Raw genomic sequence first — 24457 nt, 5'->3', positions numbered from 1 at the left:
GAAGTCGGGGATCTGGACATCGCGCATTTTCACAACTCATTTAGGATTGCTATATATCAGGGAACACTATATCTGTAAATTTTTAGGATTTAACAGTATGGTTAGCACTCGTGTCAATATTCCCGGATAACGATTTTGAATTGTGGATTAAAAATTTAAAATTAGGTGAATATTATTTACTACAAAATTTGTCAGTAAAAGTACAGGTTTGAGATTAGCGATCGCTCGTCAGATTATCGAATAAACCCACAGTAACAAATTGAGTTTTAACTCGATTATAAGTGATGATACGGGATTTTTTATGGAAATTCCGGCGTAAAATTTTGCTCTTGTTTATAAACAACTTCACTATCTATCTGGGAACACTATATCTGTAAATGATTAGGATTTCATAGTATGGTTAGCACTCTTGTTAATATTCCCGGATATAAAATTAGCGAAGAACTCTACAATGGTTCTAGAACTCTGGTTTATCGAGGGTGTCGAGAGACGGACTCTTTACCTATAGTAATTAAACTACTAAAAAATCCTTATCCGAGTTTGGGTGAACTCTTGTCGTTTCGCAATCAGTACACCATTGCCAAAAATCTTAACTCACCTCTAATCATCCAAACCTATAGCCTGGAACCCTATCAAAATGGCTATGCGTTAGTAATGGAAGACTTTGGGGGGATTTCTCTCAAGGATTGGGGAGTAAGGGGAAGGCTAGAATCTTTGATGGAGTTTTTACAGATAGCGATCGCACTGTGCAACACCTTAGATATACTCTACCGCGATCGCATTATTCATAAAGATATCAAACCCGCCAATATTCTGATTAATCCAGAAACCAAACAAGTCAAATTAATTGACTTTAGTATTGCATCTTTACTACCACGGGAAACTCAAACTCTGATGAATCTCAATGTGTTGGAAGGAACACTTAGTTATATTTCTCCAGAACAAACAGGAAGAATGAATCGGGGGATTGATTATCGTACTGACTTATATTCTTTAGGTGTAACTTTTTACGAATTACTCACTGGAGTTTTACCCTTTCAATCAAATGATCCGATGGAGTTGGTACATTGTCATTTAGCAAAACTTCCACCAATGTTAGGGGATAGGGAAGAGATTCCTAAAGTTCTCTGTGATATCGTGATGAAATTGATGGCAAAAAATGCTGAAGACCGTTATCAGAGTGCATTAGGACTAAAATTTGATTTAGAAAATTGTTTATCTCAACTCCAAGAAACTGGTGAAATTAAGCGTTTCCCAATTGCTCAACAGGATGTGTGCGATCGCTTTATTATTCCTGATAAACTTTATGGAAGAGAAACCGAAGTCTCAACCATACTCCAAGCATTTGAAAGAGTTAGTCTTGGTGCAACAGAAATGATGCTGGTAGCTGGTTTTTCCGGTATTGGTAAAACCGTTGTAGTCAACGAAGTTCATAAACCAATCGTCAAACAACGTGGTTATTTTATCAAAGGGAAATATGACCAATTTCAACGAAATATTCCCTTTTCGGCATTTGTCCAAGCCTTCCGAGATTTAATGGGGCAATTATTAGCAGAAAGCGATGCTCAAATCCAGCAATTTAAAACCAAGATTTTAGCGGCTGTAGGTGATAACGGACAAGTAATTATTGAAGTCATCCCCGAATTAGAAAGAATTATTGGTAAACAACCACCAGCGCCAGAATTATCAGGAACAGCGGCACAAAATAGATTTAATTTACTATTCCAGAAATTTACCCAAGTCTTTACCAGTGATGCACATCCATTAGTGATGTTTTTAGATGATTTGCAATGGGCTGATTCGGCATCACTGATGTTAATGCAATTATTAATGGCTGATACAAAATATTTTTTCTTAATTGGTGCCTATCGTGATAACGAAGTCAACCCAGCACATCCGTTAATGTTGACTTTGAATGATATTGAAAAAACAGACGCAACAATTAACACGATTACTTTAGCACCTCTTAGTCAAGGGCAAGTGAATCAATTAGTTGCTGATACACTTAAATGTACAGAAAATTTGGCACTACCTCTTTCTCTACTAGTATCTCAGAAAACTCAAGGTAATCCGTTTTTCGCTATCCAGTTTCTCAAAGCATTACATCAAGATGGCTTAATCGAATTTAACTTTGAGTCAGGGTTTTGGCAATGTGATATTACTCAAATAAATCAGCAAGCGGTTACAGATGATGTTGTTAAGTTCATGGTATTTCAATTAAAAAGACTGCATCAATCAACTCAAACTGTGTTGCAACTAGCGGCTTGTATTGGCAATCAATTTGATTTAACAACTTTGGCAATTGTTTCGGAATCATCAGAAATTGAAACGGCTGCTAGTTTATGGAAAGCTTTACAAGAAGGGTTGATTTTAGCAATTAGTGATGTTTATAAATTTTATCAAGATTCATCATTAATTGATGGTCATTTATTATTAGAAAATAGCGAACCAAGGACAGTTTCTTATAGATTTTTACATGATAGAGTGCAACAAGCTGCTTATTCTCTAATTCCTGATAACCAAAAACAAGCAACTCATCTCAAAATTGGCCAATTACTTCTAGAAAATTCCTCTCAAATAGAACAAGAGGAAAAACTGTTTGATATTGTTGGGCATTTGAATTTAGGACAAGAGTTAATGACCCAATCAAACGAGCGAGAAGCCTTGGCTCAATTGAACTTGGCAGCAGCAGGTAAAGCTAAAAGTTCTACTGCATACACTGCGGCCAGAGTCTATTTACAGACTGGGATTGAGCTACTCACAGTCAACTGTTGGCAAGATCAATATAAATTGACCCTGAGTCTCTACATTGCCGCCACCGAAGCCGCCTACTTAAATGCTGACTTTGATGGTATGGAACAGATAGCAGTACAAGTGTTGCAATCAGCCCAGACGATTTTAGACAAAGTTAAAATTTACGAAATTCAAATTGCTGCCCAGACAGCGCAGAGCAGACTATTAGAAGCGATCGCAGTGGGCAGAGATGCCTTAAAACAATTGGGGGTTGAGCTACCTATTGAGCCAAACAATGCTGAGATTGCTAAATCTCTACAAGTCCTTGCCAGTCAACTCGAAGGCAAACGAATTGAGGAACTAGCTGATCTCCCAGTGATGACTGATCCCCAAGCACAACCAGCCATGAAGCTATTAGGAATGTTGTTTGCACCCGTTTTTCAGGGAATGCCGGGTTTATTGCCCCTAATTAGTTCCAAAATGGTGAGTCTATCGCTTCAGTTTGGGAATACACCCGCCTCGACAGTGGGGTATGGGCTTCACGGAATGGTGCTGTGTGCCTTTTTGGGAGAGGTCGAAACAGGCTATGGCTTTGGGCAATTGGCGCTCTCATTGCTGGAGAGGTTCAATGTGCCAGAATTCAAATCCACAATTTCAATGTTGTTTGGCGGCTTTATTCAGCATCACCAAAAAGCTCTCTCGGCAACAATACCGACAGTGAAAGCTGGTTTTACATCTGGTATGGAAACTGGCGACTTTTTACACGCTGGTTATAACTTATGTTGTTACAGTTATGCGGTCTTTTGGAGTGGCTCTGAATTAAACAATTTGGAGTCAGATATAGCAAGTTATAACGCCGCCTTGACTCAGGCGAAGCAACATTCTGCCCAGACCTATGTAAGTATAATGCGGCAAGCGGCACAGAACTTTAGGGAAAGCCAGATTCAACCGGATTGCTTGAGCGGCACTATCTACGATGAAACGGTGATGATTGCCAAACATCGCCAGGCTAATGAACTCACGGTGATGGCCGAACTCCATATCTACAAACTGTTGCTTGCCTATTCTTTTGGTAATTACAAAGCTGCGATCGCTTACATTGAACAATGCCAGCAGTATTTGCTCGCAGTCTCAGGATTAATTTTTGTGCCGATTTTCCATTTCTATGCAGCCCTGACGCACCTGGCACTATTTTCCACCCAATCAAAAATTGAACAAGCCGAAATTCTCGCCCAGGTAGAAATCCATCAAAGCACTCTGCACCAATCGGCGCAAAATGCTCCCATGAATCATCTGCATAAATGGCATTTAGTTGAAGCTGAAAAACAACGAGTGTTGGGCAATAAAGCAGAAGCACTTGAACATTACGATCGCGCCATCTCCCTCGCCAAAAAAAACGAATACGTAAATGAAGAAGCACTTAGCAATGAATTAGCAACCAAATTCTACCTTGATTGGGGTAAAGAAAAACTTGCCCAAGCATATATGCACCAAGCATACTACTGCTACGCTCGTTGGGGCGCAAAAGCCAAAATAGAAAACCTAGAAAAACACTATCCTCAACTACTCCAATCCATTCTGCAACACCAACGAATCAACCTCAACCCCTTAGAAACTGTTAACTTTCGTGGAACTTCCTCATCTACTCGCACTTCTAGTACTGACAGCAGCAGTATTTCCGATACACTAGATTTTACCTCTGTCCTCAAAGCCGCTCAAGCTATTTCCAGTTCTCTGGAATTAGATCAACTCATTACCAGCCTCACCCGTATTATCCTCGAAAACTCCGGCGCGAAAAAAGTTGCACTCATTCTTCCCCAAAATGATACTTGGCAAGTTAGGGCAATTACCTCGATCAATCATCAAGAAATACAAACCATTCTTGAACCACAATCACTAGATACTTGTCAAGATATTCCTGTAAATATTATCAATTATGTCAAAAATACCAAGCAAACAGTCGTTATAGACAATTGCAAAACAGATATTATTGGCTTAATTGGGGAATATATGCACCTAATTCAACCCCAGAGTGTATTATCTACTCCGATTATTAATCAAGGGCGTTTGGTAGGGATTCTTTACTTAGAAAATCAACTGACTCAAGGGGTATTTACTAGCGATCGCCTTTCTGTTGTAAACTTCCTCTGCACTCAAGCGGCAATTTCTTTGGAAAATGCCCAATTATATAATCATCTCCACGAGCGAGAAAAGTTTCTCAGTAGTATTTACGAAGGTATTGGCTGTCTGATTTTTGTGCTTGATATCCGGGATAACGGTAAGTTTGAGTACACAGGATGGAGTAAATTGTGCGAACTAGCGATTGGTATATCTGCTTCGGAAGTCCTGGGTAAAACTCCGCAAGAATTACATGGTAATGAAGGTGCAGTAGTATATCAAAATCATCTGCGTTGTTTCCAAACCAAAATACCTATCACCTATGAAGAATGTCTAACCTTGAATGACCAGAAAGCTTGGTGGTTAACTACACTAAGCCCATTAAAAGATGAGACGGGCAAAGTTTATCGCATAGTTGGGACAACTATTAATATTAGCGATCGCAAACAAGCTGAGTCAGTGATCACAGAAAAATCTCAAGCACTCGGAACAGCCTTAGAAGATTTACAACAAGCCCAATTACAAATTGTTCAGAGCGAGAAAATGTCAGCGCTGGGTAATTTAGTTGCTGGGGTAGCCCATGAAATGAATAATCCTTTGGGCTTTATTGCTGTGAGTCTCAAACAAGCTAAACCCACTATTGCTGATGTTGTTAAACACTTGAAACTTTATCAAGAAAGTTTACCTAATCCGGGTGATGAAATTATTTACCATGCTGAAGAAATCGACTTAGATTATACCTTAGAAGATTTACCAAAGGCAATTGATGCAATGGTGATGGCGTGCGATCGCCTGAAAAACATCAGCACTAGTTTAAGAACTTTCTCCCGTGCAGATAAAGATTACAAAGTGCCATTTAACATCCACGAAGGTATTGACAGTACGATTTTAATTCTCAAACATCGCCTCAAAGCTAACGAACAACGCCCAGCCATTGAAGTAATAACTGAGTATGGCAAGTTACCGCAAGTTGAATGTTTTCCTGGACAATTAAATCAGGTCTTTATGAACATCCTTGCCAATGCCATTGATGCCTTAGATGAGTCGAATTCTGGGCGGAGCTTTTTAGATATTCAAGAAAATCCTCACAAGATTACAATTCAAACCTCATTGAAAGATAATCAGGTTCAAATAACGATTGCTGATAATGCTAAGGGAATGAGTGAAGAAGTTAAGCAAAAGATATTTGACCATTTATTCACCACGAAATCTGTAGGAAAAGGCACGGGGTTGGGGTTGGCGATCGCTCGTCAAATTGTCGTAGAAAAACACGGGGGTTTGATACACTGCAACTCCTACCCAGGAGAAGGTACAGAGTTTGTGATTACAATTCCAGTGCGGCAATGAAGAGTGCTGAGTTACGAGTGCTGAGTTATGAGTGCTGAGTTAAAAGAAAGACCGCCCACAAGGGGCGAGGCTAAAACCCAACTACATAACTACTGAGTACTTCTTAATTTACTCAGCACTCAGCACTCAGCACTCAGCACTCAGTATTGTAAATAGGAGGTGATCATGTGTACTGAAGCATTCAATCATGAAATATCGCTTTACGAATCTTCTTGGGTAGAGGCGATCGCAAGCTCAAACAAAAACACCACTGTGTCGAGTGGTGTTTTAAGTGAATTTGGAGAGATGATAAGGATATTGCAATCGACTAGGTTTGTAAATCCTGTGGTTTAATCTCCCAATCTTCTTTCTTGATTCTCTCTGTTGCAAGCCGTGCCAGCTTTTCTGCAACTTTCCTAAAAGTTCCTTTGTTAGTGTAACTAGGAGATGGCTCAATTTGTGCGTGAGATGGATTGTCATCTGTTGGTCTTGGACAGACATCAATTTTGTAATCAAAAACTGGCTTGCCTTTTTGATCGTTTTGAGAAACATTTATCATCCGAACTTCGCCAGCAATTAAACTCACTACACCACCATCTGGGTTTTTCTGTGTGTATTGTGGGTCATAACCACAAAGCTTTGCTCTGTCAACAGAAGGAGCTTGATTTCTATCTGTAAACGCTTGTGAGCTAAGTTCTAATCCAGATTCCCCAATGCGGTAATATTTGTCTAATCCACAAAAAATGCACCGATACAATAGCTCATCATCTGTAACCACATCGCTCACTGCAAACCTCTATGAAACTAGCCATTTCCAGAGATCCGTAAGTTCAGCAGGTGATGAAGACGTGCCGTCTTCCATTTGATTGTCAATGTCAGGGCCCCAAACTTTGATGTATTCTGCGGTATTTCCCAGAATATAAACAGTTAACTTTTGGGTTCCGTGCCACCACTCAAAAACTATTTCTGAGTCAAAGCTCAGATTTACCAGTGGTTCACCCCACCACATTTGGTTAGCAGCAACAACGGTACGTAGTATATCTAACCATTCTATGGTGTATTTATAAGTTTCATTGTCCGCTCCTAACTCAGCAATTCTTCTGTAAGTTTTGTGAATTGATGAATAGCTCCAGCTTGAAAGTTGCAGGAAATTATCATGCTCAAAGCTAGCTTTGGCACTTTGACGTGAGGAGACAGCTATCTTAGGTTCATATTGCTGCAAACTTGCCACAGTTGATATTCTGACTCTCTCAAGATCAACAAGATTAATGTTTTGCCCAACCGATCCACTTTGTAAGCCTTCTACTGTTTGCGAAAACCGAAGTTGGCTTGATTTGCTGGGTATGCGAGATAGCGCTGTTGTTTCTAAATGATAATGCTCGTCATTTGCATAATAAACTTTACTTGACATAGAACAACTCCCTTGTGCGCTCAGTAATTAAATTTTCAAAGGCTTGTCCTTCTCTTTGCCTTAATTCATACAAGGTGGAAAGTGCCTCTTGTAGAGGTAGAGGTTTCTCTACCCATTCTTGAGAAATTTCTAAATCAAGGACAATTGCAGCTTGTCCAGGAGGTGATACAGCATCGGATAAATTTAATACTAGCCTGATTGGTATATCTTTATAAATTAACTCGGTTCGAGTCAAGAATGCTGACATCGTGCTTGGAACACCATCCTTTGGAAGTTGAGGATATATCGTGAAATAATCGCTAAGTTCAATTTCCTGGTTAGATGGAATAGCTATTCTATTTATATAGCGAAGAGCAATACGCATTACGCCAACAGGTTTAGCCACATCTAGGTAGACATCAAATGCTTGATCAATTCTTTGTCTAAACTCATCCCACCCCTCATAAGGACGTAAGACATGAACACTCACAACGTCAGGGCCCACACCCACTAATTTTTTAGCATCCGCAGAGGGGAATAGAAGCTTAGTCCAGCCCTGTCTTACCGTAAGCTCAGGGTTTGTAGGCTGGGAGCTGACTTGGAATTCAGTCGCTATTAAAGTCTGTTGTTGTGGTTCGCCTGTATAAAAATCTTTTATTTTTTCATAGAATAAGCCAGGTATTGTAAGATTCCACGCTGGGCCTGGGGCAAAGCGAAACTCACAGACCGCTTCTTCTATTGGTGGGTTAGGATACTGGCGGCGTGTCATAGATTACCTAAATTTGGCATAACCTCACATTTATAATTAACTACAACTTCAGGACGAGAAATAATGAATCCTGTTCAATAATTTTATGGTATCTAAGCCTAGCTTCGTGAAAAGTTATTCATAAACTCACAATCTTGCCCCCACAAAAAACCACCCGTTTGGATGATGGATACTCTTGGTAAGAGCGATCACCGCCTTCGCAATATCATTGATTTGGATGAGCTGTAGCAAGGTGCAGTGGTTGAGAAATTCTTCAGCTAGTGAAGCGATCACCTTGCTTGGAAAGCTTGACTTGATTGGATAACTAACTATCTAATTGTAAAACAAGCGAGACCTTACATGCATGAACCTTGGACTATAGGTGACTTTAGTACTTAATCTTATATGAAGTTGGTCGCTATATCAGTCTTGAGAAAATTGTTGAGTGAACCAAGGAAAGTTATTATAACAGCTTAAAACAATCTTCTTCGTTGTGGTACGAGGGAGAACATACTCTGATTCCTTGGTGGGAATATTTTCTTGGCGTTGTACTCTCAGCTTATCGAGAATTTGAGCAGCGTGTTGGTACGCTGACTTTAAGCCGAGGCTCAAAGCGCGATATCGTATTTGATGTAGTAGCACGATTGCCGAATCAGTTTCAATATGCAGATGTTGAGCTTGCTTGTCCCGGAGTTAGCCGCCCTACTATCAACCGAGCTTTGGCAGAAATGTGAGATTCTGGAGTGATTCGATGTATCAAACCGGGTCGAGATGCCATTTGGGAGAAACATGATCACTAATTAATATATTGTTTGACTATTGACTAATAGCTAAACAATCAGTTTCAGCCCACCAGGTATAAATAGGTGTGTCGCGGTCAGGTAAAGCGCCAAAAGTATTAGGTTGCAACACATTTATCCTAATACCATTGGTTAATTCCACAACATAATTAACATGTGTGCCCAAATACATAACATTGACAAGTCTTCCTTCAAAGCAGTTAGCTGGCAAATTGGGTGGATAAAGCGAAAGTTGTATTTTTTCTGGGCGCACACTTACCACCACAGCTTGTGATAATTCAGATGGTGTATCTTCAGCGCGGCTAATGAGAATTGAGAGTCCTGTTTTCGTCGAAATTTGCACATTAGAGGAGTCTACGCCGACGATTTCACCGCTGAATAAATTAGTATCACCAATAAAATCAGCTACAAAGGATGTCTGGGGACGTTCGTAAATTTGGCTGGGAGTGCCAATTTGTTCAATTTTGCCTTGATTCATCACGGCAATGCGATCGCTCAAAGACAATGCTTCTTCCTGGTCGTGTGTCACCATCACAAAGGTTAATCCCAATTCTTTGTGTAAATTTGATAACTCAACCTGCATTTCCTTACGCAGTTTTAAATCTAACGCCCCTAAAGGTTCATCCAGTAATACGACGGTGGGACGGTTGACTAGGGCCCTGGCTAAAGCGACCCGCTGCTGTTGACCACCAGAAAGCTGATTGGGAAAACGCGATCGCAAACTTTCCATTTTCACCAGCTTTAAAGCTTCTTGGACTCTACTTTCAATTTCCGATTTGCGTAATTTTTTTAGCCGCAGTCCAAAGGCGATGTTATCCCAGACATTCAGGTGGTTAAATAAAGCGTAACTTTGAAATACAGTATTGACGGGTCGGCGGTAAGGCGGCACATTAGTCATAGACTGACCCTGAATTAATACCTTGCCAGCGTCAGCGATTTCAAACCCAGCAATTAAGCGCAGTGTTGTTGTTTTACCACAACCGGAGGGGCCTAAAATACTAAAAAATTCTCCTTGTCTAACATCCAAGTCGATTCCATGTACTGCTGGTTCTTGGTTAAAAAACTTGAAGACATTACGCAGTTCAACATCAAGTGGCTGAAAACTTGTTATCCCCCTCTGATTCTGCATGACAATTTGAGCCATAATCCTCAGTAGAATGCCGTGATTTTATGAGATTTTGTCAATTAGTGTAGTCTTTTGGGCAGACTAGATTTGACACTTTGGTTTATTGTATCCGCCAAAAACAATTGTTCAAGAATATACTCACCCGATTCTTTTATGCTCAGTACCGAATGTTGATACAAAGCAAATTTAAGCACTTTTTTTGTACGTAGACGTTCTTTGATTAAGCTAATAAGTATTAAAATTGCATATTAGCAATTGCTAAAAGGCTGGCTAAGATTGTGTTTATTCATTTTGAATTTTGAATTATTTATGTCTTTATTCCCATCAATTGGCGGCAAAAAAGATACACGTACCGTTGGACGTGGTTTACAGCCGATATTTTTAATTATATTTACTCTACTGATGATCACTGGGATCAGTGTTCGTTTGGCATATTTGCAAATTACTGAAGGAGCAAGCCACCGAAAACGAGCCGAGTCCAATCGAATTCGGATGATCCCCAAACAACCAGAACGAGGCAATATCTTTGACCGCAATGGCAAACTTTTAGCCAGTACTCGCTATCCTCGCTCTGTATATTTGTGGCCGATGGCACATACCAAGCCAGCATGGTCGGTTGTGGGATCACGTCTATCTCAAATTCTCGACGTTTCTCAAGAAGAGATGGAAAAGAAATTAGAAGAAGCAGGTGCTAACTCTTCTTCACTGATTCGGGTCGCTCGTGACTTGAACGAAGCGCAAATCACAGCATTGAAGGAGTATCAAGCCGAACTTCAAGACGTGGAAATTTCTACAGAAGCGGTTCGCTACTACCCCCACGGCAAGCAATTAGCACATGTATTAGGCTATACGCGAGAACTTACCGCCGAGCAGTTAAAACAAAAGAAGCAGGAAGGCTACAGATTGGGTGATGTGATTGGTCAAATGGGAGCTGAAAAAGCTTATGAGAAAAGTCTGCGGGGCGAATGGGGTGGTCAGCAGGTAGAAGTGGATGGTGCAGGTCGGCCGCTCCGGGTTTTGGGGGAAAAACAGGCAAAATCTGGTAATGATTTGCACTTGACTATAGATTTAGATATGCAAAAGACAGCAGAAAAAGCTTTGGGCGATCGCGACGGTGCGATCGTGGCCCTTGACCCCAAGAACGGTGCGGTTTTAGCAATGGTATCTCATCCCACCTTTGACCCAAATATTTTCTCGAAGCAGAAACTCACCCAAAAAGATTGGGAATTTGTCCAAGGTGCCGACCATCCTTTGGTGAATCGCGCCCTTAGTGCCTTTCCACCCGCTAGCACCTTTAAAATTGTCACCACCACAGCCGGGCTAGAATCAGGTAAATTTTCTCCTAACACAGTCCTACAAACCTACGGCTCCTTAACTTTTGGTGGCACCCGATTTGGTGAATGGAATCATGCCGGATTCGGGCCATTGGGTTTTGTCGGAGCATTACAGTGGAGTAGTGATACCTTCTTTTATCAAATTGGTCGGGGAGTTGGCGGCCCAACTTTAATTGAATGGACTCGCAAGTATGGATTTGGTAAAACAACTGGCTTTGAGTTTGCCAACGAAGAAGCAGAAGGTTTAGTACCAGATGAGAAATGGAAGCAGAAAGCTTGGAAGATACCTTGGACTGTAGGCGACAGCATTAATATGTCAATTGGTCAAGGTGCTTTACTAACTACACCTCTGCAAGTCGCCATCATGTTTGCCGTACCTGCTAATGGTGGCTACCGAGTCCAGCCACATTTGCTTAAAGACAACGAAGAAGCAAAAAGCTGGCGAGAATCTTTAAATATGAAGCCTACAACCATAAGTGTTATCCGTCAGGGACTACGGAAAGTAGTATCCGAAGGTACGGGTAAAGTTTTGAAGCAGCCAACAATTCCCCCAGTCGCGGGTAAGAGTGGTACCGCCGAAGCCTGGAGGGGTCGTGTTAAGCAAAATCATGCTTGGTTTGGAGCCTATGCACCGGCTGAACAGCCAGAAGTTCTGATTGTGGCATTTGCGGAACATTCCGGTGGTGGCGGTGGTAGCATTGCTGCGCCCATGATTTTACAAATTATGGAGGAATATTTTCAGCGCAAGTATCCGGGGAAGTATCAGAAACCAGTGCCTGAGAACATCGTAAACAGCCGTCGGAGTTGATTGAAGGAGGCAGAAGGAGCAAGCAAATCATCCCTTTATCTTCTCGTTACGGCAACCAGGACAAGACCAATTAACGCAGCTTTAAATCTTTTAGGACTTACGCAAACAATAGCCGAAACGCTGATTTTATAGTAGGGGCAATTCATGAATTGTCCTTACCGCGTATAGTTTTGCGTAAGTCCTATCTTTGACCACTACGCATATTGCAACAGACAGTAGAGGCGCACCTGACTTTTCACGTCATGTGGAAAAGCCCATGAAAGACCTAACCCCCTAGCCCCCTTCCCGACACGGGAAGGGGGAAAATTCAAAGTCTCTCTCCTTGTAGGATACTGTTGGCGAATTCGTGAAGGGTTAGACCCCACACCCCTAAAACCTTGCTTTTGCGTTGCTTTCCGACCCCGCAATAAATTGCAGGCTAATAGCTGAAGTGCGTTGAAACGCACTGAATTAACATGGATTGGGGATAAGGGGTTAGACCTAGGCTGTTGATTTTGGCTATTTTTTGGGGAATTACCGAAAAATTATTTGTGCTGGTTTTTGCTTGTGTGAAAGCGCCCGCAACAGCCATCTTTACGCCAAAATAAAAAACACAATTTCTGCATGAAGTCTTGTGGGCTAAAAGGTACAGAGTCAACAGCCTAGGTTAGACCCCCTATTAATTCGCCAACAGTATCCTTGTAGGAGAGAGATTTAGAGAGAGGTTTTCCAGATCCCGTGAAAAGTCAGAGGCGCACAGACATGCACCCTCTACTTCAACAATCAAAAACTTTCAATAATTAACTCTTATGATTAACAAGTTATTTTTAACCTTTTCATAACCTAAAATTAATCAAAATTTATCCGGTATCAGCTCTAGACTTTTTGAAGTAGACATTGTACAAAAAAGCTAGACCGTAAAGGATGCAAATTACATGAGTCGAAAAGTCAGCAAAGTTTTTAAACAGTCTGGCGTAATTCCTTATAGAGTGAACAATGGCAAAATTGAAATCTTGCTAATCACGACCCGTAACTTTCAACACTGGGTGATTCCGAAAGGAGATATTCCTAATGGCATGAGTCCGCCTGCTTCAGCAGCTAAAGAGGCGTGGGAAGAAGCAGGGGTGATTGGGCAGGTAAACGCCAATGAACTGGGCACTTATAAGTACCGCAAACGAGGCAAAATTTACCGGGTTAAGATGTATTTGTTACCAGTCGAGATGCTGAGTGAAGATTATCCAGAAGCAAGTAAAAGAAAACGGCAGTGGGTAGAAGTGAATAAAGCTATCAGGCGGGTTAAGTTTAATTCACTCAAACGAATCCTGAAAGGTTTTTTCCAGGTCAAATCTTACTTTTGTGCATTTCAACAATAATTACTAATTCGTAATGACGCTCTCTACGAGACGCTAAAAGCGAACGCGGACTCGCTACCGCTACGCTAACGTAATTCGTAATTAAAGTAATAGCATAGGAAGCAAACTACACACATCATCTCGTAGATAGCCTCATGAGTAATTACGAATTGCTAATATTATCTGTTGCTTGAATCAAAGCACTACGAATTCCTGGTTCACTCATCGAATGTCCGGCATCAGGAACCACAATAAATTCGGCTTCTGGCCAAGCGCGATGTAATTCCCAAGCTGATATCATTGGGCAGACAACATCATAACGTCCCTGAACAATTACAGCCGGAATATGGCGGATACGGTCTATATTTAAGATTAATTGATCTTCGGTTTCTAAAAATCCCTTATTCATAAAGTAATGGCATTCAATACGGGCGAAAGCGGAAGCAAATTCACTCTCACCAAACTTTTGCATAAGTTCTGGATCTAAGAAAAGTCTACTTGTACTACCTTCCCAAATTGACCAAGCACGCGCTGCTGTTAATTGAATTTCTAAGTCTGGACTGGTCAACTGCTTGTAATATGCTGCGATCAGATCATCACGTTCATCTATGGGAATCGGTTTGAGATATTCTTCCCAAGCATCAGGAAAAATATAGCTAGCGCCCTCTTGGTAGAACCATTGCAACTCTTTTTGCCTCAGCATGAATATACCACGCAGGATTAATCCTGTGCATCGAGAGGGATGGGTTTGACTGTAGGCTAATGATAAAGTGCTACCCCAACTTCCACCAAAAACCGCCCACTTTTCTATACCTAAATGTTGGCGCAGTTTTTCGATATCACTGACTAAATCCCAAGTGGTGTTTTCTCGTAATTCAGCATGGGGCGTACTTTGACCACAACCGCGCTGGTCAAACATCACTATCCGCCATTTTTCTGGGTGGAAATATTGGCGATAAAAAGCTGGACATCCACCACCAGGGCCGCCATGCAGCACAACGATGGGTTGACCTTGGGGGTTACCTGACTCTTCAAAATGAATGGTATGAAGGTCAGAAACCTGTAAACTACCTTCTAAGTAAGGCTCGATCGCTGGGTAAAGTTCTCGCATTTTCGATATCTTATCAGTAATGTTGTCATGGCGATCGCTAGCTTTTTGGAACCAACTTCAGTAATTCATGTCAGTACGATTGAATACTATTTATATAAAAGCTACCGTACTCTTCCTGTCAAGGAATTTTAACAGATGTGTCCAGTCGGTGTTCGTACTAGTCACTCAACTCATGCCTTAGAAACCGGCTTGGCAAAGCTTTGGCTCATATTGGTGGGAGTCAACCAATATCAGGATGAACAAATACCCTGTTTGCGTTACTCAGCATTGGATTGCCAAGGTTTAGGAGAAGCATTAAACGCCGCAACTCAGGGATTTCCGCAAAGGGATGTGAAGATTCACAACGATTTTGCTCATCAGCAGCCCTTATTAGAAGATGTCCGTACCAGTCTTAAACAAGTAGCCGCTGCCACTAAATCTATTGACACCGTTCTGTTTTATTTTTCTGGACATGGGATGCTAGAGCCATCGAGTCAGCAGGTGGTATTGTGTCTCAAAGATACTCAAAAAGACAACTTAATAGAAACTGGTTTGAAGTTGCAAGAGTTATTGCAATTATTAGAAAATTGTGCTGCCCAGCAGCAACTTGTGTGGCTGGATGCTTGTCATAGCGGTAGCATGACGTTATTGGGTGCTAGGGGAGAAACACCAATAGATCCGCAACTCAACCCCACACAAGAATTAGTGGAAGTTCTACGACAACGCGCTGCTAAGAGAAAAGGATTTTATGCCTTACTATCTTGCGATCAAGGGCAACAATCTTGGGAATTTCCGCAATTAAAACATGGAGTATTCACTTATTACTTAATTCGGGGACTGAGGGGAGAAGCGGCTGATTCCCAAGGGATTATCGAAGCGGATGGACTTTATCGTTATGTTTATCACCAAACCCTCGCATATATAGATAAAGCTAATCAGCAACTACGGGTGATTAATCAGCTAAAAAAAGGTCGTGGCGAAAACCAAATTCATCCAGAATATCCATCTCAAACGCCGAAGCGAATTGTCGAAGGAATCGGAGAAGTGATTTTAGGACTCAAACCAGACAAAACAGTGTCCGCACGACATCCACGACAGGCGTTAGTTATAGAGGGACTTCCTAAGAGCAAGAATGCTTTGGCTTTGGGTAAAATACTCAGTACATCTGGTGGCTTTGAGGTAAATTATTGGACTATTAGCGAAAAAACCCCTGCTTCGGATGTCCGCAAAGCGATTCAAAAATGTTTGTTAGCTGAATCTTTTTCCGAGTCACCCACTAGCAGTAATTCTATAGAAGAAACCGCAACTGTATTTTTATACTTGCGAGGGCAGATTCAAGAAACTGAACAAGGAGAAGCAGTATTAGTACTTTCTGATCATGTTGTACTTAATCGTTCCTGGTTGAGAAAACAGCTGCGCCGATGTCGATCGCAACAAATTATCATCCTGGATTGCCCTGTGGGAATGCACACATGTGCATCTCTACGCGATTGGGTGGAAGAATTGCAATTGGGACTCGATGAACAATGTTTAATTGCTGCTGCTGCGCCACCTCCAGAGGGTGAAAGATTTGCTTCTTCCTTGGTAGATACCCTCAATGTTGCTATTCAAGCATCTGGACTCACCGCAGCAGCTTGGATTACACAATTACAAGTAGAATTATCACGCACCGATATCGAACTATATTTCTGGTTATTTGGTTCTCAAGGTGTGATTGAAGTCTTACCAGGAAAAACTTTGTTTTCGAGCGATCGCTCTGAACAAAAAACTGAAGATATAGATGATTTGAGTTCATCTGTAGGGATAGATTACACTCAATTGCGGGATTTACTTAAAACTGGGAGATGGTTAGAGGCGGATCAGGAAACTACAACTCTCATATTGAAGATAGCTGGTAGAGAAGAAAAACGCTATCTTGATTTAGAAAGTGTAGAAAACTTTCCCTGCATCGACTTATGTACTATTGATACTCTTTGGGTTAAGTATAGTCATGGACGCTTCGGTTTCAGCGTCCAGAAGCGGATTTGGGAGAGTATTCGAGATGTTTCTGCCAGCGATCCTGTACTAGCTTTGATAATTGGTAATGGTAATGTTGCTGCTTCCCAAACTTGTATTGATTTTGCCAATCGCGCTGGGTGGCGTTTAAAAGATTCCTGGATTGATTATAGTAACTTAATTGTGGAAGAAGATGCTCCCAATGGGCAGTTACCATACTTTGGTTTTTTTGAGCAGGTTTGGCGGTTAAAGCTATTAGGTGTTTGGGAATGGCATAGTGCGATCGCTACAGCTTCTTGGTGGCGATTATGTGTGGCTTTATTCTCTCGCATTGAAACTTGTCAAATTAAATAAGCTTGGGGATTGGGAATTGGGGATTGGGAATTGGGAATTGGGAATTGGGGATTGGGAATTGGGAACCGCAACCAAATCTTATTCATATTTTCTTCTCTAGTCCCTAATCCCCAGTCCCCAGTCCCCAGTCCCCAGTTATCACCCTCAAAACTCGGAACTTCGAGGCGAGAACCTGGAATGTTGCGTGAGAGTCTATAACTTGTGTGTACACACGATCCGCTTGCAATAAAAAGTAACGTGGATATATTTTCTACACACAAAGATACTACTTTCAAAAAGTTTGCTACAAGTAGTGTTATTTATGATTGTCATAATTAAAACAATTGACTCTCAACTATCAATGGTGAACTCTACCCTCGTTGTCACACTCTATGTCAACCCTATGACTGGGAATGATACCAATACAGGTTCACGGTTGAGTCCGTTTAAAAGCCTCAGCCGTGCCTTAAAAGTAACTAAAATCCCGACGATAATTCATCTGGAATCGGGGACTTACAGCGCCGCTAGTGGTGAGGTGTTCCCACTGATTATCCCTGAAGGGGCGAAAGTGGTGGGTAACGAAGTGAACAAAGGTGCAGGGATTTTAATTTCTGGGAGTGGCGAGTATCAAAGTCCCAGCTTTGGTATACAAAATATTACGCTGCTCTTGGTAGATAATGCCAGTCTTTTAGGTGTTACTGTTACCAATCCTTCACTCAAAGGTACTGGTATCTGGATTGAATCGGCTGCACCTACTTTAGCTAATAATACTTTGAGCAACTGTGGGCGGGAAGGTGTGTTTACCACTGGCACTGCCAAACCCGCAATTTTAGATAACATATTTGTGCAAAATACTGCTAGCGGGTTAGTGATGGCAGGTCATAGCCAGGGAGAAGTACTGGGGAATGTATTTCAAAGAAACCGTTTAGGCATAGCAATTAGTGACTTTGCCGCTCCGGCGATCGCAAATAATAAGTTATCAGAAAATCGCACGGCGATCGCACTCTCTCGCAACGCCCAACCTGTGCTGCGTGAAAATCTCATTGCCAAAAATACCCAAGGTGGTCTATTAATCAATGGCAATGCAGCCCCCGATTTAGGTAATACCCAAGATCCCGCTGATAATATTTTTCGTGATAATAGTGAATTTGATTTAAAAAATGCTACTACAAAAAAGCTAATTTCCGTAGGTAATCAATTAAATCCTATTCTAGTCAAGGGCTTAGTCGAATTGCTCCCAACTAATCCAGTAGCGGTTAGCACTAGTTCCTCTAACGCCCCAACAGAACCCCCATCTGAAAAACTCCCCGCGTTTCCCCAACTAGATGGACATTGGGCAGAACCATTTATTCAGGCATTAGTGAGGATGGATTTAACTCATGCTTTTGCTGATGGTAGCTACCAGCCAGATAAACCCATGACTCGCGCCCAATATGCAGTTCTAGTTGCGATCGCTTTTAACCCATTTCCCAAAATTTCGGCACCTGATTTTACCGACGTACCCAAGGATTTTTGGGCTTATAGCGCTATCCAAATCGCCGCTAGCGGTGGCTTTGTTGGCGGATTTAGCGATCGCACTTTCCGCCCTGATCAAAATGTGCAGCGCCTACAGGTGATTGTCTCTCTGGTAAACGGACTGGGACTACCAGCTGTTGATAGCGATGTTTTAGAACTATATAGCGATCGTCATACCATTTCCGAATACGCCCGCAAAGCCGTTGCTACTGCTACACAACAAAAAATCATCGTCAATTACCCAAATCCCAAACTACTTGCACCTTCACGTCCTGCCACACGCGCCGAAGTTGCAGCAATGGTTTATCAGGCATTAGTTGCCATTGGACGAGCACCTGCGATTAAATCAATCTATGTAGGGTTGCATTCTAGAAGTTGACAAGTAGAATAGGAAACACTGCTTATCGGCTTGTAACTATTGGAAAAAAACCATGTAGTTAAAAGCACGTTAGGCTAATATGCGATGGGTGACCAATCTTAGACCTATTGCCTAAAGCTAATAGCCCCATGTTAACAACACTTCCAGACACCTCTGCCAACTTGGCGATCGCCTTATTAATTAACTATAGTTTTGATCTCAGTGGGTATACTGCCAATGAGCTAGTTGAGCGTTGGCAAACGCAATACCCGCTGAATTGGCTACACCTGGCAGTGATTGAGGCACTCTATCAAGGTCGTTATAAAGCGGTTTCCGTGCAGCAAATCTTAGTATTTTGGCAGCGCCGGGATCAGGCTACATATCATTTCAACATGGAATTTGAACGCATGGTTTGTAGCAAGTTTCCCCAAAGCTTAACCTCGTCGCCTGTACCAGCCTTACCGCTAGCCAAGAAAAACCCCACTGTTGAGAAAGTGACGAGTCCTCAATTACCACCAGCGAAGATTCGCAATGGCTATCAATACAGCAATACTGCAACCCTACAACTCAAAAGTTCTGAACCAAAGACATCTTTGAGTAAAGAAGAAGAGAAGCAGGTAGATAGTGATCATAAAACCGTCCTGAAGTCTCCGCTTTCTGGGAAATTTACCTCTTCGGCAACCCTTGAGCGATTATCTGCTGTCAGCCAAAGGCAAACTTCACAAGAAAGTCCACCGCCTTCCCCATCACCAAACCATCATCAACGACAGCCGAAACTGCTCCCACCTGCTGCTATTCATGCTCCTATTGGGCAATTTACTCCCGAAAAAAGCGATCGCTCTGACTCTTTTACATCTAAACTCAAAGCGATGTCTGGGGAACAGAATGGAAGTGGGAGTGGGGAGTCGGGATTGGGGTAAAGTTTTTAGGCTGTAATTAACTCCTTAAAGCGCTCATCATCGGCAATATCATCAAAATCTAGGTCAGTTGTTGCGTCTTCTTTATACCTGGGATTAAGTTCAATTGCTTGTTGGAGAGATAGCAGAGATAGTTCAACTTGTCTTTGCAGTGCGTAACAGGCTGCTTTGTTGTAATGGGCACTGGCGTAATCTGACTTAATTTCTAAGGCTTTGTTAAAACTAGCGATCGCTTCATCATCGCGTCCTAATCTCACCAAAGTATAACCGCGTTTATCCCAGATTTTGGGAGAATTGGGTTGGAATTCTAAAGCTTTATCCAAGGATGCTATTGCTTCTTCATATTGTTCTAATGCTACTAGGGAAAGACCGCGATTTAACCAAGCGATCGCATCATCAGGCTTGATTTGTGTAGCTTTGTCAAATGAAGCAAAGGCTTGCTGATGCTGTTGTAAGTTTCCAAAAGCAACGCCGCGATCGCACCAAGCTTGATGATAATCTGGCTGAATCGCAATAGCTCTATCATAGGAAGCGATCGCATCTTGGTAGCGTTTCAACCTTCCTAGAGTTAGACCTCGTTTTAACCAAGCCACAGGTTCATCAGCTTGGATTTTAACCGCTTGGTTGTAAGCTGCGATCGCATCTTCATAGCGTCTTTTAGAAAACAGTTCATCTCCCTGTTTTACATACTCATCAGCAGTGAATTCCGGTTGTTGTGGCTGTTCCTGTATCTCTTCCTCGACTTCATGATTTACTGCCTCTAAGATAGATTCAGGTGTAATTTCAGTTAGTTCTTGAAGGATGAGATCCTTTCTTTCTTGAGCATCCAATTGTAACTCAGAGAGTTGAGAGACAAACTCAGTTTCTAATCTTTCTAACTTCTCCAGAATGAGAATCTTTTGTTGTTGAGCATTCCATTGTAAGTCTGAGAATTGTGAACTAAACTCAGAACCAGATTTCTCTAAATTTTCAATAATTAACTCTTTGCGCTTTTGAGCATCTACTTGTAATTCCGATAGTTGTTCAGCAAATTCTGACTGCAACGCTGCTAAACTCTCAAAAACCTTATTTTTTTGCTCCTGAGCATCTACCTGTAATTCTGATAATTTAAACTTCAATTCTCTATCTAAACTTTCAAATGTGATATCTTTTTGTTTTTGAGCCTCTACCTGTAATTCTGATAGTTGTTCAGCAAATTCTGATTGCAATTTTGTTAAGCTTTCAATAGCTATATCCTTTTGTTTTTGAGCATCAGACTGCCATCCAGAAAGTTGAGATGTGAACTCAGACCTTGATACTTCTAAATCAGCAACCGCTAATTCTTGCTGTTGTTGCACACCTAACTTTAAATTAGCCAGTTCCGCTGCCATCACAGATGCTAATTTACTTAGATTCTCCAGTGCAATATCTCTTTGCTGTTGAGCATCAAACTCTAACTTAGACAGCGCAGAAGCAAATTTTGACTCTAAAACTTCTATATTTACTTGAGATTTTTTGAGTTCAGTTTCTAATCTACTTAATACCTGTGCTTTAGCTAAATCTAGCTCAGAAGTAAGGATAGATACATTTTCTTCTTGTTCATTTTTAATTTTTTGTTTTAAAGCAACCGTTTCCTGCTCTAATTCATAATTGATTTTTTTAGATTCTTGAATAACATTTTCAGCCTCTTGCTTAACAGTGGTTAGCTGATTTTGCAAATTTTCCATTCCCTGCATTTGTTGCATTGCTCTATCAACAATTTCACGGATTATTGCCCTTCGCAGAAGCCAAAATAAAGCAATGATTGCGACTGGAAATAGACTTAATATAACTAGCCAGATATTAATTAGAATAGTTGTACGGCTAAAAGCCCTCTTTAAATCAGATTGAACTTGCTTTTCGGCTCGTAATCGCGTCAATTCTTCCCGTTCCTGATTCGATAAGACTGGAGTAGGAGTTAGTGCTGGGGAGGGTAATGGTGCAGATTGTCCACTGGCAATAGTAGCAGGAAGCACTAAAGGGAAAAAAACAATAGTGCTTTTTACAATTAAAGCGAAAATAGCTTGATTTTTGCTCTTCATAACAACCATCTCAGTCTCTTGGTCAGTTTTTGAAGCGGCGTGCCTCTCTCCAATCTATAACAAAATTCAGTAGTTAATAACTCAATACGGTTCGGATAAGCATTTTGAACTCAGAATTACCTTTGGGGAAAAGGTTACTGGGTTTGGGTTAAAGGTTTTTTATTCCCCCTTCCCCTTTAACCCAACCGTATTGCTTACAGCAGTTTTCATGTATTTGAACTGAATGACACTTCCAGCCTCTGGCTGGAAATGCACTTCAATTGCGGCTCTGCCGCAAGTCTTGAGGCGGAGCCTCAAAGACAGGCATTCCCAGTCGGAGACTGGGAACGAGACAATATCTAAAGGCTTGTTCTGGGCTGGCTTTGACGTTAAGTTGACACCTATGAAAATTGCTGTGCCCTTACCGCGTGGTCTATTTAACTATAAAGGGTAGGCATATTGCCTACCCTACAAATAAATTCATTTACAACACAATAATTATTGAGGGTTTTATCGTTTGCGCTTCAGGACTGAACTAGCCCCAAAAGTACCAAATGCCAATAAACCTAATATAGAAGCGGGTTCTGGAACACTTTGGCTAGAAGCGGTGTATTTGATATCGCCAATACCGATACCGTGGTCACTTGGATTATTAGTACTGATATCATCACCATCCGTAAAGACCAACTCAAAACGATCAATGGCACTAGCAAACTTCACTAACACAGTACCAAAATCTCCGTTAGTAGCATTTGAATCAAATTCTATACCATCAAGAGTGTAAGCATCGACTTGCTGGATAGTATTTCCTTGACTTAAAACTGGATTAAAAATGGCATTAACAACCTGATCTCCCAAAAATCCCTTCAAAATTACCCTATCTTGCCAAGTTTTACTATTACTAATATCCACATCAAACAGCTTGAAGCTAACATCTGTGAGAGGACTATTAAAACCTTTGAAGCTAGTCGTCATAGTCATCGAGTTAGCCCCCTTTGTCAGACCAACTGCTGAAGGGTTAATTTGTAGATGCAGACTTTTGTCGTTTGCACCCTGACTACCATTGAGAGTGCTGCTAATAGCGGGAGTCAACCCACTACCACCAAAACTAGCGAACGTAGTTTGTGAACCAAGGTCAAATTTCAGGTCAACTGTTCCTGTACCAGCTTGAAAGCTGCGAACTTCACCTGATTTTGGTGCTGTCCATCCAGTAGCGAATTGATCCCAGTCTATCAAGGTTTCAGTGTTCCCTATATTAGATGCCTTCGCTGTTGTTGGCATTAAGATAGATCCTGTTAAGGCTACAACACATCCTAATTTAAACAAAAAACTTTTTGTCAACATATCTTTGAATCTTTAGTGTGATAGTAACTTTGTTAATACAAGGTTCATCGTGTCACACCTTTTATCTAAGTGGGTAGTATTTTATAGTATCTTATTTTTCACAGTGTATATACTTAAGCTAGACTTCTAGTGATAGTGTAGAAAAGTTTTTTGGGCTAAAACTGCCTTAGTGAAACCCTTTTAGGCTTAAGAGATTTGCTTTAAGTTAGATAAAAGTGAGACTTTGGTAGTAAAAAGTACAAATTAATGTAAAGAATATATAACCCAATACAGTTCAGATCAGCCCAAAAGCCTCATGTAGAGACGCGATTTATCGTATCTTCAAAGACCAGTTATCTACACCAATAACCCTTAAACCAAGCGTATTGACATATAAGCACTGGTTGAGTACAGATAATTTTTTACCTTACTCAGTAATTCAGCACTTTTCATCGTAGGGTAGGCATCTTGCCATCCTTAAACTAACATCAGATTATGTAGGAAAAGCAGATTACTTTGCCTAAAATTTATTTAACAAAGGCGGTAGGAAATGAGTCGCATAAATCCCTATACACTGCAAATGCAGATTACCAGAATGTTTGAGCAGGGACAATCATTATTTGCCACAACCAAGGTGCAGGATTGGTTAAAAGAACGCAAACACAATCCGCTAGATTATGAGATTATTTTTCATCAAAAACCTGCGCCTCCTGGTTCAAAAGAAGTCATGGTAGTGGAGATTGAATTACGCCGTAAAGATGGACAACCTGTAGATCCTTGGTTGCAAGAACAAGCAAATCTCCATGCCTGATTTTAGGAAATAGCAATTTTCAATTTAAATTCAGTTTATCTGAATAGAATTTACCAAAATATAGCGTTCCCAATTGTGGAACGCTTTTTATATTATTGGCAAATTCTACTTCTGCCTCTGTGATTTTGCTCTTTCTGTGGTAGCTTGCGGTAAATCACTATGTATGTATATTTATTGAAATCACCCGATCAGGTGATTCTAATGGGTGAGGTATAAGAAACAAAAAATATCGTACCTTGAGGCTATCAATGATTGCTTGGTACACCAATTTATAGCCTTAAAAGTTAGGAAGTAGATAATGACTGTAAACCAGAAATGTTGAATCCTAATACAAAACTTTACATATCTAGTTACACTAACTC

15 protein-coding genes are annotated in these 24457 nt (G+C 41.1%); 8 read left to right on the top strand and 7 right to left on the bottom strand.

Features of this window, described 5'->3' with window-relative positions; genetic code table 11:
* Window positions 1–396: 396 nt before the first annotated feature.
* Window positions 397–6198 carry an AAA family ATPase gene (locus ABF638_RS27650; RefSeq protein WP_435026085.1) on the top strand — a complete coding sequence of 1934 codons (5802 nt, stop codon included), beginning with the start codon at window positions 397–399 and terminating at the stop codon, window positions 6196–6198.
* 307 nt (window positions 6199–6505) lie between these two features.
* Here the strand turns inward: ABF638_RS27650 and ABF638_RS27645 are convergent, their stop codons facing one another.
* From ABF638_RS27645 to ABF638_RS27635, 3 genes are read right to left on the bottom strand one after another with little or no spacing between them, the layout of a single operon-like run.
* Window positions 6506–6964, bottom strand: a complete 459-nt coding sequence (locus tag ABF638_RS27645) for a hypothetical protein (RefSeq protein ID WP_435026084.1) — start codon at window positions 6962–6964, stop codon at window positions 6506–6508.
* A gap of 9 nt (window positions 6965–6973) precedes the next feature.
* Window positions 6974–7588, bottom strand: coding sequence for a hypothetical protein (locus ABF638_RS27640; RefSeq protein ID WP_435026083.1), 615 nt, complete (start codon window positions 7586–7588; stop codon window positions 6974–6976).
* Window positions 7578–8336, bottom strand: coding sequence for a TIGR04255 family protein (locus tag ABF638_RS27635; protein ID WP_435026082.1), 759 nt, complete (start codon window positions 8334–8336; stop codon window positions 7578–7580). The genes ABF638_RS27640 and ABF638_RS27635 overlap by 11 nt, the downstream gene beginning before the upstream one ends.
* 470 nt (window positions 8337–8806) lie before the next feature.
* Here ABF638_RS27635 and ABF638_RS27630 point away from each other — a divergent pair, with 470 nt between their 5' ends.
* A complete protein-coding gene (locus ABF638_RS27630) occupies window positions 8807–9049 on the top strand; it encodes a hypothetical protein (protein WP_435026081.1) in 243 nt (80 codons plus the stop codon).
* A gap of 82 nt (window positions 9050–9131) precedes the next feature.
* Here the strand turns inward: ABF638_RS27630 and ABF638_RS27625 are convergent, their stop codons facing one another.
* Window positions 9132–10259 (bottom strand): ABC transporter ATP-binding protein, encoded by a 1128-nt coding sequence (locus ABF638_RS27625; RefSeq protein ID WP_435026080.1) that lies wholly within the window; start codon window positions 10257–10259, stop codon window positions 9132–9134.
* A 291-nt stretch (window positions 10260–10550) separates the two neighbouring features.
* On the opposite strand from ABF638_RS27625, the gene mrdA reads away from it, so the two are divergent.
* Window positions 10551–12383, top strand: a complete 1833-nt coding sequence (gene mrdA / locus ABF638_RS27620; protein WP_435026079.1) for a penicillin-binding protein 2 — start codon at window positions 10551–10553, stop codon at window positions 12381–12383.
* A 914-nt stretch (window positions 12384–13297) separates the two neighbouring features.
* Window positions 13298–13735: an NUDIX hydrolase gene (locus ABF638_RS27615; protein ID WP_069069944.1), complete on the top strand. Its 438-nt coding sequence runs from the start codon at window positions 13298–13300 to the stop codon at window positions 13733–13735.
* Between the two features lie 142 nt (window positions 13736–13877).
* Here ABF638_RS27615 and pip read toward each other — a convergent pair whose 3' ends face one another.
* Entirely contained in the window at window positions 13878–14825 is a 948-nt protein-coding gene (pip, locus tag ABF638_RS27610; RefSeq protein ID WP_435026078.1) for a prolyl aminopeptidase, read from the bottom strand.
* 135 nt (window positions 14826–14960) lie between these two features.
* On the opposite strand from pip, the gene ABF638_RS27605 reads away from it, so the two are divergent.
* The 3 genes from ABF638_RS27605 to ABF638_RS27595 all read left to right on the top strand — a co-directional run bounded on the left by ABF638_RS27605 (window position 14961) and on the right by ABF638_RS27595 (window position 19925).
* Window positions 14961–17153, top strand: coding sequence for a GUN4 domain-containing protein (locus ABF638_RS27605; protein WP_435026077.1), 2193 nt, complete (start codon window positions 14961–14963; stop codon window positions 17151–17153).
* A gap of 340 nt (window positions 17154–17493) precedes the next feature.
* Complete coding sequence (locus ABF638_RS27600; RefSeq protein WP_435026086.1) at window positions 17494–19026, top strand: DUF1565 domain-containing protein; 1533 nt, start codon at window positions 17494–17496, stop codon at window positions 19024–19026.
* A gap of 128 nt (window positions 19027–19154) precedes the next feature.
* The gene (locus ABF638_RS27595; RefSeq protein WP_435026076.1) at window positions 19155–19925 is read left to right on the top strand and encodes a hypothetical protein; all 771 of its coding nucleotides are present in this window, start codon (window positions 19155–19157) and stop codon (window positions 19923–19925) included.
* A 5-nt stretch (window positions 19926–19930) separates the two neighbouring features.
* On the opposite strand, the gene ABF638_RS27590 is transcribed toward ABF638_RS27595, so the two are convergent.
* The gene (locus ABF638_RS27590) at window positions 19931–21982 is read right to left on the bottom strand and encodes a tetratricopeptide repeat protein (protein WP_435026075.1); all 2052 of its coding nucleotides are present in this window, start codon (window positions 21980–21982) and stop codon (window positions 19931–19933) included.
* A 489-nt stretch (window positions 21983–22471) separates the two neighbouring features.
* On the bottom strand, window positions 22472–23242 hold the full coding sequence (locus ABF638_RS27585; RefSeq protein WP_435026073.1) for a PEP-CTERM sorting domain-containing protein: 771 nt from the start codon (window positions 23240–23242) through the stop codon (window positions 22472–22474).
* A gap of 592 nt (window positions 23243–23834) precedes the next feature.
* On the opposite strand from ABF638_RS27585, the gene ABF638_RS27580 reads away from it, so the two are divergent.
* On the top strand, window positions 23835–24095 hold the full coding sequence (locus ABF638_RS27580; RefSeq protein WP_069069950.1) for a hypothetical protein: 261 nt from the start codon (window positions 23835–23837) through the stop codon (window positions 24093–24095).
* Window positions 24096–24457 lie beyond the last annotated feature (362 nt).

The organism is Nostoc sp. CALU 1950, assembly GCF_051172895.1.
In the GTDB taxonomy this organism is placed as follows: Bacteria; Cyanobacteriota; Cyanobacteriia; order Cyanobacteriales; family Nostocaceae; genus Nostoc; species Nostoc edaphicum_A.
This window is presented reverse-complemented; position numbering and strand designations above follow the sequence as displayed.

What these genes read in the sequence shown, in the direction of transcription:
- mrdA (WP_435026079.1), top strand. Translation starts at nt 10,551, where the DNA reads ATGTCTTTATTCCCATCAATTGGCGGCAAAAAAGATACACGTACCGTT.
- ABF638_RS27590 (WP_435026075.1), bottom strand. Translation starts at nt 21,982, where the DNA reads ATGAAGAGCAAAAATCAAGCTATTTTCGCTTTAATTGTAAAAAGCACT.
- ABF638_RS27580 (WP_069069950.1), top strand. Translation starts at nt 23,835, where the DNA reads ATGAGTCGCATAAATCCCTATACACTGCAAATGCAGATTACCAGAATG.
- ABF638_RS27605 (WP_435026077.1), top strand. Translation starts at nt 14,961, where the DNA reads ATGTGTCCAGTCGGTGTTCGTACTAGTCACTCAACTCATGCCTTAGAA.
- ABF638_RS27635 (WP_435026082.1), bottom strand. Translation starts at nt 8,336, where the DNA reads ATGACACGCCGCCAGTATCCTAACCCACCAATAGAAGAAGCGGTCTGT.
- ABF638_RS27585 (WP_435026073.1), bottom strand. Translation starts at nt 23,242, where the DNA reads ATGCCAACAACAGCGAAGGCATCTAATATAGGGAACACTGAAACCTTG.
- ABF638_RS27625 (WP_435026080.1), bottom strand. Translation starts at nt 10,259, where the DNA reads ATGGCTCAAATTGTCATGCAGAATCAGAGGGGGATAACAAGTTTTCAG.
- ABF638_RS27600 (WP_435026086.1), top strand. Translation starts at nt 17,494, where the DNA reads ATGGTGAACTCTACCCTCGTTGTCACACTCTATGTCAACCCTATGACT.
- ABF638_RS27650 (WP_435026085.1), top strand. Translation starts at nt 397, where the DNA reads ATGGTTAGCACTCTTGTTAATATTCCCGGATATAAAATTAGCGAAGAA.
- pip (WP_435026078.1), bottom strand. Translation starts at nt 14,825, where the DNA reads ATGCGAGAACTTTACCCAGCGATCGAGCCTTACTTAGAAGGTAGTTTA.
- ABF638_RS27640 (WP_435026083.1), bottom strand. Translation starts at nt 7,588, where the DNA reads ATGTCAAGTAAAGTTTATTATGCAAATGACGAGCATTATCATTTAGAA.
- ABF638_RS27615 (WP_069069944.1), top strand. Translation starts at nt 13,298, where the DNA reads ATGAGTCGAAAAGTCAGCAAAGTTTTTAAACAGTCTGGCGTAATTCCT.
- ABF638_RS27595 (WP_435026076.1), top strand. Translation starts at nt 19,155, where the DNA reads ATGTTAACAACACTTCCAGACACCTCTGCCAACTTGGCGATCGCCTTA.